Raw genomic sequence first — 16,693 nt, forward strand, 5'->3', positions numbered from 1 at the left:
CTCAGGTAACAGCAAAAGCTTTACCCAGCGACATAGAGATGGGCAGTAGCAGCAGTACCGCCAGTGCATAGCTGAGTGCATCGAACGCCGCCACCCAGGAGGCATTCATGACGATCAGCGCTACTATACCGGCTTTCACTGCCTTTCCGATATTAGGTCCGGCCGGGTTTTTCCAGGCGTTGCGCAGTGGTTTAAAAATCATCCAGGCGAACAAAAGCAGGAAGGGTAGCACTTTCCAGCCGTTGTGGTGGAAGATGGCCACGGTGCCGATGGTCAGCAATACGATGGCATAACAGACGGCTGTAATGCGGATGCTGTTGGCGGTGCCTCCATACACTTCTCCCCGGCTGATGTTGGTCACCGCTGCAATGTAGAGGATAGGTACCAGGCCCACCCACCACCATGTGGCGACAGCTCCCGGCACGATGGAAATACCGAGGAGGAGATTGAGACCACGACACAGGCCCATATTCACGGGGCCCAGGAAACGGTGGTGTTTTCCCCATTTATCATATACGAGTGCAGCTATTCCGGTGGCGATGGCCAGCCAGCCGGTGAGGCCGTTGACACCTCCCACTGAAAAGGCCGCGAGGACACCGACGAGCAGCAGGTAACTGCCCAGGATGATAGCCTGGGTCAGCGAAATAACACCGCTGGGGATGGGCCTTTCCGGCCGTTCTGTACTGTCCAGCTCAGCGTCAAAAACGTCATTGAATACTACGCCGCCGCCGTAAAGGCCGGCAGTGGCAAGACACAGGCATACCACGGGAAGGGTCTGGTCCAGTGTCAGCGTTTCAAAGGTCACTTTCAGGAAATAGCCGGAAATGGCCACGCCCGCCAGGATATCCGCAATAGCGGTGACAATATTGGCCGGGCGCATCAGGCGCAGGTATCCGATTACTTTGCTAACAATATAACTCACCGAATAACAGGTTTTCATGGTTCATTGCCAGCAGTAACGAAACTGCCAGGCTTTTACCGGATGATGGTTGTATTTTTATTGATTCTTGGCTGCTGGCCTCCGCGTAAAACGGTGCTTCCATTAAATTTCTCACTTTGGTCAATATTTCCGGCAATGTCAAAATCCGCTTCATTTATCTGACCGCTCTGCGCAAACGCCTTTACAGCATTTACGTAAGTTACCAAATGAATGTCATTCAAGTCAATACCACTTTCGTGCATCAGGGCTGCTGTCTTCGGCACAGCGAGCGGATCGCTGATGCCCCAGTCGGCCGCTGAATTGACCATAATTCTTTCGCTGCCGTATTGTTTTACCACTTCCACCATTCTTTCATTGCCCATTTTGGTAAAGGGGTAGATGGTGAAGGCCGCCCAGAAGCCACGGTCCAGCACTTCTTTCACGGTTTCTTCGTTGTTGTGGTCTACAATTACCATGTGAGGCGGCAGGCCATGCTCGATGGCGATGTCCATGCTGCGCTGCGTACCTTTTTTCTTGTCACGGTGGGGAGTGTGTATCTGTACCGGCAGACCGGCTTCCTTAGCCAGTTCCAGCTGGGCGCGATAGTATTTTTCCTCCAGGGGTGTCTGGTCGTCGAAGCCGATTTCGCCGACGCCTACTACGCCTTCTTTATAGATAAACTGTGGCATTATTTCCATCACCGCTTCCGCCAGCGCTTCGTTGTTGGCTTCCTTGGAATTGAGGCCGATGGTACAATAATGTTTAATACCGAACTGAGACGCGCGAAAACGTTCCCAGCCGAGGAGGCTATTGAAATAATCGCGGAAGGTATCTATCCCGGTACGGGGTTGTCCCAGCCAGAAAGCCGGTTCAATGAGGGCTACCACGCCTGCATCGGCCATCGCCTGGTAGTCGTCGGTCGTACGGGAGGTCATATGCACATGCGGGTCAAAAAAGCGCATGCCTTTTATTTTATCGAGATAAGCCGGCGTAAAAGTCAGCGGTTGGAGGTCTTTTTCAGTCAGTTCATGAATACCACACATAATTTTCAGATTTAGTTCCGGGTTAATTTAGCAGCGATGACGTCCCAGGAGAGGGCGCCACTTTGTATTTCAGCGGTCAGCGCCGGGTCTGACGCCAGCAGTGTTTTAGCCGGTCCATAAGATGTCCCGGAAAATACGAGGGCGGCGGCGGCTTTTTCCACCTGGTCGGCGGAGTGCCAGACGCGGGTAAGATCGGCCATATTATCATCCGTTACAAAAGCAGTCAGCAGCCGCCATTGCATAGGCGATACTTTTCTGCCGGCGGCCCACCGTTCGTGTGCGAAGTCCGTCAGGATAGCCGCCAATGCAGCATTACTGCGCTGATCGAGGCCGGAAATAAGATGCAGCGGCTTATCCGTAAAAATGGCTTTCATCACCAGCTGGTTCCAGGCGGGCTCGTCCAGGTAGCGGGCCGGATAGGGATTCTGCAGCATAATGGCTTCCTGTACCACCCCGATATTGGACCGAACGCCTTCGGCTGTACGAAATATCCATGCTTCCGGGTAGGCGAGCAACGGCAGGGCGCTGTAAAGCGCTGCCAGTTCGTTCATTTCGGCCGACAGGAACAGCTTTTCCACGGTATCCAGGTAGGCGGTTTTATCGGCAGCATCCAGCTGCAGCAACCACCACACCCTTATCAGGCGGTCTAACGTCCACCCGTGTACGAAGAATCCGGGCACCAGCTGATGCAACACTGCAGCCTGTTCAGGGGATACAGTGATCATATTTTTTCCGGTGAATCTGGGAATCGCGGTAAAGGTTTGGTTAAACTGCGGTATGGAAGCGGCTTTCTCCAGCCGCTGCTGTAGCCATTCTCTGGCTGCCTCACTACTATTGCCGGCAATAATGGCGGTCAGCCCTTCGCTCATTTTCTGCCTGTCATATACATATTGCGCCACTTGAAGATTCCTGTTTAGAATAGGTGAACACTGATTTCTGATTAAAAATAAACAGGATTGTGCAGATTTTCCGTATTACAGGGCTAATATTTGATAGGTGGTTATTAAAATAAAAGAGAGGCATTGCTGCCTCTCCTTCCGCCATTCTAAAACCTGATTATGCATCAGGATATCTTTATACATGCTGCCCGGCGATAGCACCATGAAAATATCTCTTTGTTATAATGAACTGAATTGAAAGAGCAAAGGTACGTTACATCCGTAACAATTAATGCATTTATTTGCAGTGTGACCCGACACATGTAAGTACCCGTTCGTGGAAATATTTACCGGCTGTAATATACATATTATTCTACTTCTTCTCCAAATAAACCATCGATTTTTACGTTACCGTTTTTTACTTCCGTTTATTCTCCAGCACTATAAAGGGTTGATATTCCTTCCAATCAGGCGTATATCCATCCAGTATATTAAATCCCTTTCCATAGTTTCCTAGTATGATATCCTGATCACCATCACCATCCATATCGTTTACGTCCATACAAATCCAGCGCCCTTCCTTTTCCACAGGAGGCGCATGGGGCGTGAAGTTCAGCCGATGGTCCTTTCCTTCAAACAAAATAAATTTTTCTGCAGGATTATTTTTCATGTCTGCGAAAAAAGCAATCGCCGCAATATCTGTTATGCCATCGAGGTTAAAATCCGCTGCTACAGCCTTTGTACAGCCATTCACGGGATAAAACCATGCCTGGCGGTAGCTGTTGTTACCTTCGTTCCTATAGACATACAAACCGTGAAAAGGTTTAAGCACCATCGAAAAATCTGCATTATCTCCGCAGGTATATAGTATGTCGAGTTGACCATCTCCGTTAAAATCTACCAGCTGAAAGCTCGTAGAACCATTGAGCGGCGGGAACCGCAGCAGGTTGGTTGATTTAAAACCACCCTTCCGGTCGTTTTCATACAACCAGATACCTTCGTCTGCCGCTGCGAAAAGCACCATCGCGTCCGGCCATCCGTCGCCGTTGAAATCTCCCACTGCGGCCTGTATGGCACCCGGCACTTCTGTGATGGCCTTTTGTTCGTAACGGTGATCGGGCAATTGTTTCAGCCAGTACAATCCGCCCTGGTTATGCCCGAAGGCGCAAACCAACAGGTCAACAAGACTGTCTTTATCAAAGTCCGCCTGCAGCGTTTGCACGGGGCGCTTCAGGAAAGGCATGAGATCAGTCTGTTTGCTGCGCGGATCGTTAATGTTGAGTCTGCTTATAATGCCCGACGGTTCATCCACGGCCCTCATATTACCGATCTGGGTGATGATAGCAGGTGATGATTTTCCATTGTCCCGGGCGTACAGGATATTTACGACCGGGGAAGGCAGTTTCCACGCGTGTTTTTTACGCAGGGAACTATCCCAGGCGTCGAGGGTACTGGTATAGGTATCGCTGGTAAAAATGCGTGCTGCGGCGGTATCAAAGGAAACCATGGTGGTTCCCGCCACACCGGACGAATCTCCTACCGGACGTTTAATGGAGAATCCGAACCAATCGTGCAGCAGCGGTACCGGTGGTTTTGCCGGTTCCAACTTCACCGGCGCCTGCTGTTCATAATATTTTACCAGTTCCACCCACTCCTGAAAAGATATCTGCCCGGGCTGCCGCTGCCCTTCCACAGGATAATACTGATCGCCGGACCATACCCGGATACCCAGTTTGGGCGCCATAGCCGGCAATACATGTTTTGTCCACGTTTCTTTATCCAGCATGGCAGGATCCACAGGCAGATGACAGGAAGTACAGTATTTGTCGGCCAGCGTCTTCCCCTTCTCCCTGGCCGACGGGGCAAAACAACTGTTAAGCAGGGCAAGACCGATTGATACGATACCTGACGTGGAAAAAACGGATCTCATTGAATGACACATGAAGCGTTACGAATTACGAAGTATAAAATAAATATAAAAGATGAATTACAAATTTTGAATTACCATTTACGCGTCAGGGGCCCCCTGGATGGGAGCCCCTGATACGTTATTCGTCACTCGTATTGTATGTTAGTATCCTGTATTCTGTTTCAATACCGGTTGACCGTTCTTCAGCGTCAGGTCAATCTGGCGTTGGGGAACAGGGAAGTATTCATTTCTGCCTTTTGTAAAGTGACCGCCTTTCACATCGTCGGTAATGGCGCTTTCAAAGGCGAAATAAGCATTCATCACCTGGTCAGCAATGCCCCAGCGGGAAATATCGAAGAAGCGGTGCCCTTCCATTGCCAGTTCCAGCTTCCGCTCAAAGCGGATCGCTTTACGGGCGAAGTTTACGTCACCAAAAGCGGTGTATAAACCTATCTTATAATAAGGCAGTGGTTTGTTGGGATCGAAGCCCTGGATAGGATTAGCCGGGTCTTTGTAATCATGCACCCAGCCTTCCGGATGGTCTTTCATACGGCCGCGCACCGTATTTACATAGGTGAGCGCTGTTCCGAGGTCGCCGGTTTCGGCAGCACATTCCGCGGCCATCAGCAGCACGTCGGAGAAGCGGATCAGCAGTACATTGATCGCGCTGCCGGGCGCCCAGGAGTTATTGTCCATGTATTTGTCCTTGTTATAATTCCAGTATACCATTTTTTTAGTGGCATACGGACCGGCATAACGTTGGGTCTGATCACGGATCCAGGAGGAACCCGCGAAGTAACCCCAGTCATGATAAGGTACACCGCGGCGGCCTACAGTCCAGTCCAGGCGAGGGTCAACCGGTCCGGCATCGGGGGTGAACGGCTGGGTGGCCCTGATACCCATATCGGATTTCACCGCATGCTGGTTGTAATCGTCCAGGTAAGGCAGTCCATTGGCATCTACCCGGTAGGAGTTCACCAGATCGAAAGACGGCTGGTAGAAACCACAGCATTTGAAGTTGGCGGGGAAGTTCAGCATTTCGCCCATGTTAGCGTTACCGATGCCGTTGGTACCATCGTTCGCAGACATCTGGATGGCAAATACAGACTCCGAATTGTTCTTTTTGGACGCGTCGAAGTTATCCTCGAAGTTATCGGTCAGTTTGTATTTGAGGCCATTGGACGTTACACCGTTGGTGATGGCGTCTTTGAAGAGCGGCAGGGCTTCTGCATACTTTTTCTGATAGAGATAGGTTTTCGCCAGATATATCTGCGCCGCCCATTTGTTGGCGCGGGCTACCTGTGGTTGTGTAGGCGGCAGATTCGCCTGGGCATACTTAAAGTCAGCTTCGATATTAGGCCAGATATCCACATCGTTGGGTACCAACGGATCAACGGTCGCTTCAGTGACATAGGGCACGTTATTGAACATTTTCTTCAGTTCAAAGTAATAATGCCCTCTGAGAAACCGTGCTTCCGCCTGTACCTTTGTTCTATCCGCATCAGACATATCTTTGGCCTGCGCCATCAGTCTCAGGGTGTTATTACAACGGGCAACGCCTTCATACACCGCTCTCCATTTAGTGTTGAAGAAAGAGTTGGACACGTTCGGTTGCCAGATGGCAATTTCATTGATAGGGGTCTGGTCAGTTCCTTCACTGCCTTTGTGAGCGTCGCCACCGGCCACACTGCCATATACCCAGTTGGTGGCCGCAGCCTCCCAGGGATTACCGCCGCCGAGCGCACCAATGGGATTACCGCCACCATCGAGCGCTGCATAGGCGCCTACCAGCAGATAATTCACCCCATCCTTGTTGGCCACAATCTCTTCCGACAATGAACTATAGGGCGGCTTTTCGAGGAAGTTTTTTCCGCAGCCACTGCTGAGCAGCGCCGCTACCAGCAATATTCCACTTGTATACCTTAATGTTTTCATTTTTCTCAGTTTAACAATTCAGATAATCAGATCAGAAATTCAGTGTAACGCCTACCAGGTATTGACGCTGGTTAGGATAGGCGCCTTCGTCGATCCCGAAGGAGTCTGTGTTACCGGTGATTTCAGGATCAAGGCCAGTATATTTGGTAATGGTGAATACGTTAGCAGCCTGTACATATACCCTGAATTTTTCTACCCCCACTCTTTTCAGCATATAGGCCGGGAAAGTATATCCCAGCATCATGTTTTTAGCGCGGAGATATGAACCGTTTTCTACATAATAGGATGTTGGAGGATCGGAGGTACTGAAATTAGGTTTCAGCTCCTGGATGGGTGCGGTGGCATTTTTGCGGTCGGGCAGCCAGGAATCGTACAATGCTGTTTTGCTCTTGGCGCCGTTGAAGGAACCGTAGATATCGGTCCACCATCTTACCTGGTTCCAGATCTTGTTACCATGTACACCATAGAGGAACATGGAGAAGTCCCAGTTTTTGTAGGTAAGGCCGATATTAAGGCCGTAGGTAAAGTCCGGATTAGGACTGCCGAGGTAAGTACGGTCCTGTATGTCGATTTTACCATCGCCGTTCACGTCTTTATAGCGGAAGCGGCCGGGGGCAGCGGCCTGCTGATACTCGCTGATATTGGGGTACTTCGCTTTGGCGGCATTGTTAGCCGCATCCACTTCTTCTTTGCTATCCCAAAACTTTTCGATTTGGTAGCCGAAAAACTCACTGATACTGTGCCCCACCGCGTTGCGGATGATCGCTACACCATAGCGGCGGTTTTCTCTTTCGAAATAGGGAGCGGATTCTGATATTTTAAGGATTTCGTTTTTATAGCTGGTAAACGTACCGGTAAGTGTGAGCTTCAGTTTGGAAGCCAGCTGTATGTTACCGGTGGCAGAGAAATCCCATCCATGGTTTTTCATTTCTGCTACGTTGGCAAAGGGGGGAGCTGCAACACCGTATACGCCTGGCAGTTCGGGGTTGAACAGCAGGTCTTTGATACGTTTGCTGTAATAGTCCACTGAGAACTCCAGGGCGCCTTTAAACAGTGTCGCATCGATACCAATGTTGGAATTAGTATTGCTTTCCCACTTGGCGTTGGGGTTGCCGATCCGTCCCTGCATAAAACCGGTGGCAATGGTGCTGGTGCTGCCGGTCAGGTCATAGAAAGAAGTAGCTTTGTTAAATGTAAATGTAGTAAACGCGTTGGCCGGATCAACATTGATCTGATTGCCCATAATCCCCCAGCCGCCACGCAATTTCAGATCGGAGATCCAGGAAATTCCTTTCATGAATTCCTCCTGTGAAATACGCCAGGCGGCGCTCACGGCGGGGAAGTTACCGTAGCGGTTGCTGGCACCGAAACGGGATGAACCGTCACGGCGTATCAGTGCGCCTAACAGGTATTTATCTTTAAAGGAATAATCCAGTCTGGCGAACAGGGAGAACAGCGTATTGGAGCCATAGCCGCTACCATTTACCGGTGTTCCGAAGCCGGAGGTAAGGGTGGTAAAGTTCGGATCGAAAGAAAAATAATTGGTAGTGCTGCCTGTCAGCGTGCGGTCTACCTGCTGGAAGGCTTCCGTACCGATCATCACTTTCAGGTCGTGATCACGGGCTATTTTTTTGTGATAGCTGAGCGTGTTGGTCCAGGTCCAGTCATAACCGTTGCCGGTTGTTTCTGTATAGGTGTTCACGCTGGTATTTTCCTTGTTTTCATATTCCGGATAAGTGAAGCTGTGGTTGTTGAAAGAGTAGATTTCACCGCCGAAGGAGGTACGCAGGGTAAAATCTTTCAGGATGTCAGCTTCCGCGTATACGTTGCCCAGCAACCTGCTGGCCAGCGCTTTGGTGCTGCCGAAGCGGTCCTGGATAGCTACCGGGTTGCGCGCATTGCCCAGGGCGCCGCCCCAGGTACCGGCGTAGTTACCTTTGATATCATATACCGGGATAATGCTTTGCTCACGGAAAGCCATACCGATACCGCTGCCTTCTGTGAGGATACCTATCTGTGGGTTTTGGATGATGGAATACTCCATGTTTTCACCTACGCGGATATGGTCAGTGATATTGAAACTGGAATTAGCCCTTACCGCATAACGTTTGTTATAGGTATTTTTCAGCGTACCCTGCTGATTAAAATAATACATGGAGAAGAAGTAGCTGCCGATATCGCTGCCGCCGGCCACAGAGATATTATGGCTGGTGATGGGCGCAGGTTTGAATATTTCATGGTACCAGTCGGTGCCTTGTTTGTTGGCTTTGTTGATACGATAGAAGCTGTTCAGCATCCCTGCATCTTTATAGTCCGGTATCAGGAAATATTTAGAGGGATCTACGCGGGGATCTCCTTCCATGGCGCCTTCCGGGAAGATATAATCCGGCAGCACTGGTTTATCGCCTTTACCATAGAGCACATCATCGAATACAGGCGTACCGTTGGTGCTGTTGCGGGTAGCCATCCACAGGAGGTCTGCCTGTTCCTGCGGATTCAGGATATGGAAGGGGTTGCCACCCTGCGGCCTTTGTGTACCGTAGTAACCGTCGTACTGTACTTTTACTTTGCCGGTACCTCTTTTGGTGGTGATGATGATAACGCCATTGGCTGCGCGGGCGCCGTAGATAGAGGCGGCGCCTGCATCTTTCAGTACCTGCATGGTCTGTACGTCGTTGGGGTTCACATCGGCGAGGTTGGAAATCGGCACACCGTCCACGATATATAACGGGGTGTTGTTGCCGAAGGTGTTTTTACCACGTACAGACACCTGTGGTTCCTGGCCTGGCTGGCCGGTGCCTACGATGGTGATACCGGAAACCTGTCCCTGCAGCTGATTAGCTATCTGGGACGTGGGTTGCCGGGTGAGGTTTTCCACCTTTACAACAGCGACGGCGCCGGTCAGATCTTTTTTCTTCTGGCTGGCATAACCGGTCACCACCACTTCTTCGAGTGAACCTACTTTTTCGGCCAGCTGTACGTTAACAGTGCCCGAGCTTACGACGGCTTCCTGCGGGTCGTAGCCTACAAAGGAGAACACCAGTGTTTCTCCCGATTTGGCCTGAATGGTAAAACCTCCATTGGGATCGGTAGCGGTACCGCGGTTGGTACCTTTTACATATACCGAAACGCCTGGCAGCGGGTTGCCTGATGCTTTGTCAGACACCTTACCCGTAACTTTCGTTTGTGCGAATACGTTACTACTGCCCAGTAATAGCAGTATGCCGCATAGGAGAACGGCCAGTCCTTGGTAAAAATGTTTTTTCATAACGTGGTTGAAGGGTAACGTTTTAGAAAAATCGATGAAAAAATAGAGTACCTGTCTTGTATGTTCCTTTGTCCGGCAGACAGTTGAAGACATAAGCATCCTGTTGCAGGCGATGAGTGCGGGCGCCGGCAGCAAACAGGTGTCATGTACAGGCATTAGTTACCCCGGCTTCTGTATGATGCATTACAGCAGCGACGGCGCAAACAATAACTGTCTGTTCAACAATTAAAAACCACAAATTTGAAGATGCAAGACATGGATGCGTACATGTTTACACCAATATTCAACTACATGGAATAAAGCAAAGGTTTTTAGTAAACAATTGATTTGCTAACAATGAACTTGTGAGAATCGGCTCAATTTAGTATTACACTTACCTACTTCCAGATTTTGGTTCTCACGTGGAATTTTTCTTACAATAAGTCGAATATATGACAATAAATTAGCTCAGACAAGTGTTCTTTTAACATTTCTCTAAATAAAAAAATTTTGGGGGGCCAGTCTTACAGTAATCCGCACTCGCGGGATAAAAAAGTATAATACTTTATGGATAAAAAAGTACAAGCAGGTGATCTTTTATGTATGTTTAACGTCTCAATTATTCCGGGCCATGAAAGTATTCAACATTATTTTTTGTTTCCTTTTTATTGTTTTCGCGGGGCTGCAGTACAATGATCCTGACCCTTATGTATGGATGCCTATTTACCTGTTTTCCGCCGTATGCTGTGGCATGGCGGCGCGGCAGCGGTTCTATCCCCGTTTGTACCTGACGGGCATAGCCGTTTATTTTGTATATGCGATCTATTTGTTCTTCACCAAAGACGGGGTGGCAGACTGGGTATCGCAGCATCAGGCAGAGAATATTGCACAGACCATGAAAGCGGAGAAGCCATGGATAGAAGACACCCGTGAATTTTTCGGGTTATTTATATGTATCGTAGCTTTGGGCATCAATTATTTTTACGCCAAAAAGAAAACATCACATGAGAAAGCAGGCTATTAATCCTGACCCCGAATATTTCAGCCGGTACATCGACCAGGTGCCGGACGTTCCGATTATGGAAGCGCTGGAACAGTCGCTGCGCGACCTGCAAACACTGGACAAAGGCAAGCTGGCCGAAAAGGGCGACTATGCGTACGCCCCCGGCAAGTGGACCGTCAAAGACGTGTTGCAGCATATTGCTGATACAGAGCGGATTTTTACCTACCGTGCGCTTGTATTTGCACGTAACGACAAAAACGCCACGCCCGGCTTCGATCAGGACCTGTATGCCGACGAGGCGTTTACGGCCCACCGTTCATTTGAAGATGTGCTACAGGAACTGATAGCGATCAGGCAGGCGACCATCGCGTTTTTCCGCAGTCTTCCCGACGAAGCGCTGCTGAGAGTCGGCACCTCCTGGAAATACCAGATGTGTGTGCTGGCCATGGGCTTTACGATGGTAGGCCACCAGATACACCATCTCCGTATTCTCCACGAAAGATATTTATGATGTTGAGGACTAACATTTATGTTAGTCCTTAACAATTACATCTCCTCTTCTTTAATCCCCGCGCCCCATCTAGCTTTGCAGGCATAAAATCAATTTTGTATGAAACGTCTGGAAAACAAGATAGCCCTGGTAACAGGAGGCAGCCGCGGCATGGGCGCCGCCATTGTGCAACAACTGGCTGATGAGGGTGCAACCGTCGCATTTACTTATAACAGGGGCGCTGACAAAGCGGCCGGTGTAGCGGCAGCACTGACCCAAAAAGGACAGCGCAGCCTGGCCATTGCGGCCGACAGTGCAGATCCGTCTGCAGTGGTGGCGGCAGTGGAAAAAACCGCCGCCGAATTTGGCCGTATAGACATACTCGTTAACAACGCCGGTATTGCCGTGATGAAGCCTTTTGAAGATTACACGCTCGAAGAATACAATCAGACCATGGACATCAATACCAGGGCGGTATTTGTAGGAACGCAGGCAGCAGCCAAACATATGGGCAAAGGCGCGCGTATTATCACCATCGGCAGCTGCATGGCGGACCGGGTAACCGGACCGTACGGCACGCTTTACGCCATGAGCAAATCGGCGCTGACCGCCTTTAATAAGGGGCTTTCCCGCGACCTGGGGCCCAGGGGCATTACGGTCAATCTCGTACAACCCGGCCCTGTCGACACCGACATGAACCCCGCTGATGGTGAACATGCCGATGCTCAAAGGAAAAATATTTCACTGGGAGAATATGGTAAGGTAGAAGACATCGCGTCACTGGTCACTTTCCTCGCCTCACCGGAAAGCGGTTATATTACCGGCACCGCCATCACGATAGACGGCGGGACCAACAGTTAATATCTTTTTTCTCCCACCAGCAGGTAAAACATGTAGTCAGTCATGGGAGCATCGGTAAAACCAAGGTGGCGTCCCATGGTTACTACCTGTCCGCGATGATAGGTGGTATGATGCGTGATCTGCGACAACATTTCATAAGCCGGGAGGTTGAAATCGCCGGTGAATGGGATGGTAACGGGATAAGCCTGTTCCAGTTGTTCCGCTGTCATGGCACTCACCAGTTCCATCAGTTCTTCTGCCTGTTTTACTATTCCCTCCAATACCTCCGCGACGGATTCTCTGCACTCCAACGGGCCAAACGTGAGTGACGGATGTTCGCCGCGGAGGTTTTTTGTCCACCAGGCGGAAGTGCTCCACATATGTTTCAGCGTCTCTTTAACAGACCCGAAGCTGGAGGTCACCGGGGCTTCCAGCAGCGCCGCATCTTTCGTTTTTAACCAATCCGCTATCGTTTTGTTAGCCCATAATTCATAAGCAGCAAAGCCTTTAGCGTAGTCAACCAGGTTAGTAGCAGGAGCAATAGTAGTGTTTATCATAGCGTTGTTTGTTTTGTAATACAAAGAAAACACCCTCTTGTGACAACCCTTTGTCAGTAGCTTTTTACTTTTTCTAAAAAAAATTTGCCGGAATGAAAAATACATTTACCTTTGTTGTATATACAACAGTAGTAATTGTAGTTATGAGACTGGAAGATGAAATAAAACAGGTAAAATTTGCTAACGACTATCAGCGGGCCATGTTAAATATTATGTTTACGGCCAACTGGCTGGAAGTGGGCGTTTCGCAGCTACTGAAGAAGTATGACATGTCTTCCCAACAATATAATGTACTGCGTATCCTGAGGGGCAGCCGGCCTAACCCGCTGAACCTGCTGGATATACAGGAGCGGATGATGGATAAGATGAGCAACGCAACGAGGCTGGTGGAAAAACTGCGCCAGAAGGGCTTGCTAACGCGTATCCAATGCCCAACCAATCGACGCAAGGTAGAGATTGAAATTACCGATAAGGGCATGGAAGTGCTGAAAGAGCTGGACCCCGCCATGGACCAGAACGATCAACTGCTGGCCACCAAACTGACGACAGATGAAGTAAAGTTGTTAGGCGATATGCTTGACAGGTTACGCGACTAAACTGTGATGCATATGATGAGTGCAGATTCTCCTGATTCCGGGGATTATTTTTTGCCTTAATAATTGTATATACAATATTTGTTTACACCTATACAAATTTATATACCTAAACACTATAACAACAAAAACACCCTTTTATGTTAAAGCGCTTATTGCAAACAGACGAAAACCTTACTTCGTTTATTATTCGTGTAACAGTAGCCATTGTCATGCTGCCGCACGGCTTACAGAAACTCCTCGGTATGTTTGGCGGTCATGGTTTCAAAGCCACCATGAACTTCTTCACCTCCAACGGCACCCCGGCCTTCCTCGCTTTCCTGGTGATCATTTCTGAAAGCATTGGTTCCCTGCTGATCCTGTTTGGTTTCACCACCCGCCTGTGGGCGCTGATGCTGACCATCATCATGCTGGTAGCTGCTTCCATGCATACCGGCAATGGTTTCTTTATGAACTGGGGCGGTACACAGGCCGGCGAAGGTTTTGAATTCCATATCCTGACGCTGGGCATCCTGGTGGCACTGTTAATCAAAGGTGCAGGCCGCTGGTCCGTAGATCGTCAACTGACTAAATAATTTTAATTTCTTTGCATACAACAACAACAACAAAACATGAAAAAAGCGTTTTTTTCTACCGTCCTCCTGGTATTGGCCAGCATTGCCTCTTTTGCACAGGTGAAATGGAATGCCGACCCGGCCCATACCGCCATCATTTTTAGCGTGAAGCACCTCGGCATCAACTATGTGCAGGGCCATTTCGCTAAATTCAGCGGCGCCATTGAAACCGCCGACAGCACTAACTTCCAGAATGCCAAAGTAGACTTCTCCGCCGACGTGAACAGTATCAATACCGGCATTGAACAACGTGACGGCCACCTGAAAAGCGATGACTTCTTCAACGCCGCACAGTTCCCCGATATCAAGGTAAAAAGCGTGTCTTTCAAAAAAGTGACCGGCAACAAGTACATCATGCTGGCTGATGTGACCATCCGCAACACCACCAAACGTGTACCCTTCGACGTTACCTATAACGGTGTCGTAAGAGACCCATGGGGTCTGTGGAGAGCAGGCTTCACCGCCAAAGCCACCATTAACCGCCTGGACTTCGGCGTGAAATATGCAGACAAGCTGCCTTCCGGCGTATATGCAGTAGCACCGTCCGTTGACATCCTGGTAAACGCAGAAATCGTTAAAAAATAAAGATTTCGGGATTTTGAAATTTCGGGATTTTGTGAAGATATAAAACGGAGACCAAAGCGGGTTTTAAACTGCTATGGTCTCCTTTCTTTTTGATCCCCGACATTCCAAAATCGTAAATCAAAAAATCTCCAAATATTCATAGATTTGTCTGTATCCTTAAAACCCGTTCTTACATGGCCATTGGCAGCATTTTCCTCGGCGCAGTCAAAAAATTCAACCACCAGCAAATAGAAACCAGGTTCACCCTGGTGATCCTTCCCCTGAAGCCGCTTTATTCCATGGTGATCGTGGGGAAGCAGGGGCAGGAAAGAGAAGGTTTCCGGATCAAACTGAACCGGCAAAGCGTTGTTGCCGGATACCTGCGTTCTCCCCTGATCGTTGGCAGCATTGCCGCTATCCTCATCGCGGGCGACCGGCCGGGGCAGGTATCTATAGCCGTTGCCGTTATCCTTACACTGGCGGCTTTATACATGGTCGTGTTTTATGGCCGCTCACGTCCGGAAGAGCAGGAAGAACGCGCCCTTATGGAGGAGCTGACCGGCATAGCCGCCATGGCCGGATGGTTTGACGAAGAGAGTTGCCAGGTACAATATGACGCCATGGAGGCAACCTATAAGGACAACTATGGCGGCAACAACTGGAAAAACGATCTTTCCGGCAATAATATCAACTTCCAGAAGGCGCCGCTGATATACGGCCTGGCTCTTCTGAACACAGCGCTGCATCCCTCTTCGGAGAGCCGGGCCATGCGTAATAAAGCGCAGATGTTCTATCGCGGCATGAAAAAAGTATATGGGTGAGCGTTATTACTTTTTTTTCTTCTTTTTCTTGCCCAGTTTGGCCATTTCTTCGTGATGCTGATCAATCAGCAACTGCCAGTTGTCATTGGGTGCTTCTTCTGAGAAACGGATGGTGTCTTCGTAATCTCCTTTATTGATTTTCATTTCTGTGATTTCCTTGCCCAGGAATTTCTGGATGGCGTCGAGGAGTGGTTTTTCTTCGGTGCTGCAGAAAGAGACTGCGCGGCCTTTCTGTACGCCACGGCCGGTACGGCCTACGCGGTGCACATAGTTTTCCGGCACGTCCGGCAGGTCGTAATTGACTACATAATCCACATTAGGGATATCAATACCGCGGGCGTTCACATCGGTCGTCACCAGTAACCGGACATCGCCTTTTTTGAATTCTTCCATTACCTGCAGTCGGTCGTCCTGTTCTTTGCCACCGTGCATGGCAAGGGCATTGATTTCTACGCGGGCCATGGCAGCCACCACTCTTTCGGCGCGTACTTTCGTCCGTACGAACACCAGTATTTTTTTATCCGGGAATTCCCGTACCAGCCGTTCGAGGAAAAAGCGTTTATCGTCCATTTCCACGTACGCCACGGAGTGGGTCACGTTTTTAGACACCGGGTCTTCGGGGGAGATCTGTATACGGATAGGGTTGTTGACCACGGAGTAAGCGAGATCTTTAATGTCTTTATCGAGTGTGGCGGAGAAAAACAGGGTTTGGTGCTGGCGGGGGATGCGTCTGATCACATCGCGTATATCGCGGATAAAGCCCAGGTCCAGCATATGGTCGGCTTCATCGAGGATCAGCGTTTGTACTTTGCTGAGGTCCAGGTTTTGCTGGTTCAGCTGGTCAAACATACGGCCGGGGGTGGCGATGAGCACGTCCACGCCCTTTTCCAGGAATTTGATCTGCGGCTCCTGGTCTACGCCGCCTACGAGGGCGAGAATACGGAGTTCCGTATACTGACCGATCTGCTGGAACACTTCAGCGATCTGGATGGCCAGTTCGCGGGTAGGTACCATTACCAGGCATTTCACCTCATATTTGTCTTTCCGGTAGCGGCGGTCCTGTTGCTGGAGCCGGTGCAGTACCGGAATGGCAAAAGCGGCCGTTTTGCCCGTACCTGTCTGGGCAATGGCCATTACATCGTCTCCCTTCAGAATGGAGGGGATGGCTTTGAACTGAATGTCCGTAGGACGTTTAAAGCCCAGTTCAGCCAGGCTATCCTTAATTTCAGGAGATATATTGTATTGTTCAAATTTCATTTGCGCTGGTTATCTGCGGCGAA

The 16,693-nt window shown here is 49.7% G+C and carries 15 protein-coding genes; 7 read left to right on the forward strand and 8 right to left on the reverse strand.

Going from position 1 to position 16,693, the window contains the following annotated elements; translation table 11 throughout:
• Window position 1 precedes the first annotated feature (1 nt).
• From eboC to B5D63_RS12010, 6 genes are all read right to left on the reverse strand, one after another.
• Entirely contained in the window at window positions 2-922 is a 921-nt protein-coding gene (eboC, locus tag B5D63_RS11985) for a UbiA-like protein EboC (protein ID WP_235021519.1), read from the reverse strand.
• Window positions 923-975: 53 nt separating this feature from the next.
• Window positions 976-1,962: a TatD family hydrolase gene (locus B5D63_RS11990; RefSeq protein ID WP_078669042.1), complete on the reverse strand. Its 987-nt coding sequence runs from the start codon at window positions 1,960-1,962 to the stop codon at window positions 976-978.
• Window positions 1,963-1,973: 11 nt separating this feature from the next.
• Window positions 1,974-2,861, reverse strand: a complete 888-nt coding sequence (locus B5D63_RS11995; protein WP_235021520.1) for an EboA domain-containing protein — start codon at window positions 2,859-2,861, stop codon at window positions 1,974-1,976.
• A 397-nt stretch (window positions 2,862-3,258) separates the two neighbouring features.
• Window positions 3,259-4,770: an FG-GAP repeat domain-containing protein gene (locus tag B5D63_RS12000; protein WP_078669043.1), complete on the reverse strand. Its 1,512-nt coding sequence runs from the start codon at window positions 4,768-4,770 to the stop codon at window positions 3,259-3,261.
• A gap of 141 nt (window positions 4,771-4,911) precedes the next feature.
• The gene (locus B5D63_RS12005; RefSeq protein ID WP_078669044.1) at window positions 4,912-6,684 is read right to left on the reverse strand and encodes a RagB/SusD family nutrient uptake outer membrane protein; all 1,773 of its coding nucleotides are present in this window, start codon (window positions 6,682-6,684) and stop codon (window positions 4,912-4,914) included.
• Window positions 6,685-6,715: 31 nt separating this feature from the next.
• A complete protein-coding gene (locus B5D63_RS12010; protein WP_078669045.1) occupies window positions 6,716-9,952 on the reverse strand; it encodes a SusC/RagA family TonB-linked outer membrane protein in 3,237 nt (1,078 codons plus the stop codon).
• A 610-nt stretch (window positions 9,953-10,562) separates the two neighbouring features.
• Here B5D63_RS12010 and B5D63_RS12015 point away from each other — a divergent pair.
• The 3 genes from B5D63_RS12015 to B5D63_RS12025 all read left to right on the forward strand — a co-directional run bounded on the left by B5D63_RS12015 (window position 10,563) and on the right by B5D63_RS12025 (window position 12,285).
• Window positions 10,563-10,955: a transmembrane 220 family protein gene (locus tag B5D63_RS12015; RefSeq protein ID WP_078669046.1), complete on the forward strand. Its 393-nt coding sequence runs from the start codon at window positions 10,563-10,565 to the stop codon at window positions 10,953-10,955.
• Window positions 10,936-11,445, forward strand: a complete 510-nt coding sequence (locus B5D63_RS12020) for a DinB family protein (RefSeq protein ID WP_078669047.1) — start codon at window positions 10,936-10,938, stop codon at window positions 11,443-11,445. The genes B5D63_RS12015 and B5D63_RS12020 overlap by 20 nt, the downstream gene beginning before the upstream one ends.
• 99 nt (window positions 11,446-11,544) lie before the next feature.
• Window positions 11,545-12,285: a 3-oxoacyl-ACP reductase family protein gene (locus tag B5D63_RS12025; RefSeq protein ID WP_078669048.1), complete on the forward strand. Its 741-nt coding sequence runs from the start codon at window positions 11,545-11,547 to the stop codon at window positions 12,283-12,285.
• Here the strand turns inward: B5D63_RS12025 and B5D63_RS12030 are convergent.
• On the reverse strand, window positions 12,282-12,821 hold the full coding sequence (locus tag B5D63_RS12030; protein ID WP_159455995.1) for a DinB family protein: 540 nt from the start codon (window positions 12,819-12,821) through the stop codon (window positions 12,282-12,284). The genes B5D63_RS12025 and B5D63_RS12030 overlap by 4 nt on opposite strands.
• A gap of 92 nt (window positions 12,822-12,913) precedes the next feature.
• Between B5D63_RS12030 and B5D63_RS12035 the strand changes: the two genes are divergently transcribed.
• The 4 genes from B5D63_RS12035 (at window position 12,914) to B5D63_RS12050 (ending at window position 15,413) form a co-directional block, all read left to right on the forward strand.
• Window positions 12,914-13,417 carry a MarR family winged helix-turn-helix transcriptional regulator gene (locus tag B5D63_RS12035; protein WP_200816992.1) on the forward strand — a complete coding sequence of 168 codons (504 nt, stop codon included), beginning with the start codon at window positions 12,914-12,916 and terminating at the stop codon, window positions 13,415-13,417.
• A 137-nt stretch (window positions 13,418-13,554) separates the two neighbouring features.
• Window positions 13,555-13,989 (forward strand): DoxX family protein, encoded by a 435-nt coding sequence (locus tag B5D63_RS12040; protein WP_078669050.1) that lies wholly within the window; start codon window positions 13,555-13,557, stop codon window positions 13,987-13,989.
• A gap of 36 nt (window positions 13,990-14,025) precedes the next feature.
• Entirely contained in the window at window positions 14,026-14,613 is a 588-nt protein-coding gene (locus B5D63_RS12045) for a YceI family protein (RefSeq protein ID WP_078669051.1), read from the forward strand.
• A gap of 173 nt (window positions 14,614-14,786) precedes the next feature.
• Window positions 14,787-15,413 (forward strand): hypothetical protein, encoded by a 627-nt coding sequence (locus tag B5D63_RS12050; RefSeq protein ID WP_078669052.1) that lies wholly within the window; start codon window positions 14,787-14,789, stop codon window positions 15,411-15,413.
• 6 nt (window positions 15,414-15,419) lie between these two features.
• On the opposite strand, the gene B5D63_RS12055 is transcribed toward B5D63_RS12050, so the two are convergent.
• The gene (locus B5D63_RS12055; protein ID WP_078669053.1) at window positions 15,420-16,670 is read right to left on the reverse strand and encodes a DEAD/DEAH box helicase; all 1,251 of its coding nucleotides are present in this window, start codon (window positions 16,668-16,670) and stop codon (window positions 15,420-15,422) included.
• Window positions 16,671-16,693 lie beyond the last annotated feature (23 nt).

The organism is Chitinophaga eiseniae, from assembly GCF_900167135.1.
GTDB classification, from domain to species: Bacteria; Bacteroidota; Bacteroidia; order Chitinophagales; family Chitinophagaceae; genus Chitinophaga; species Chitinophaga eiseniae.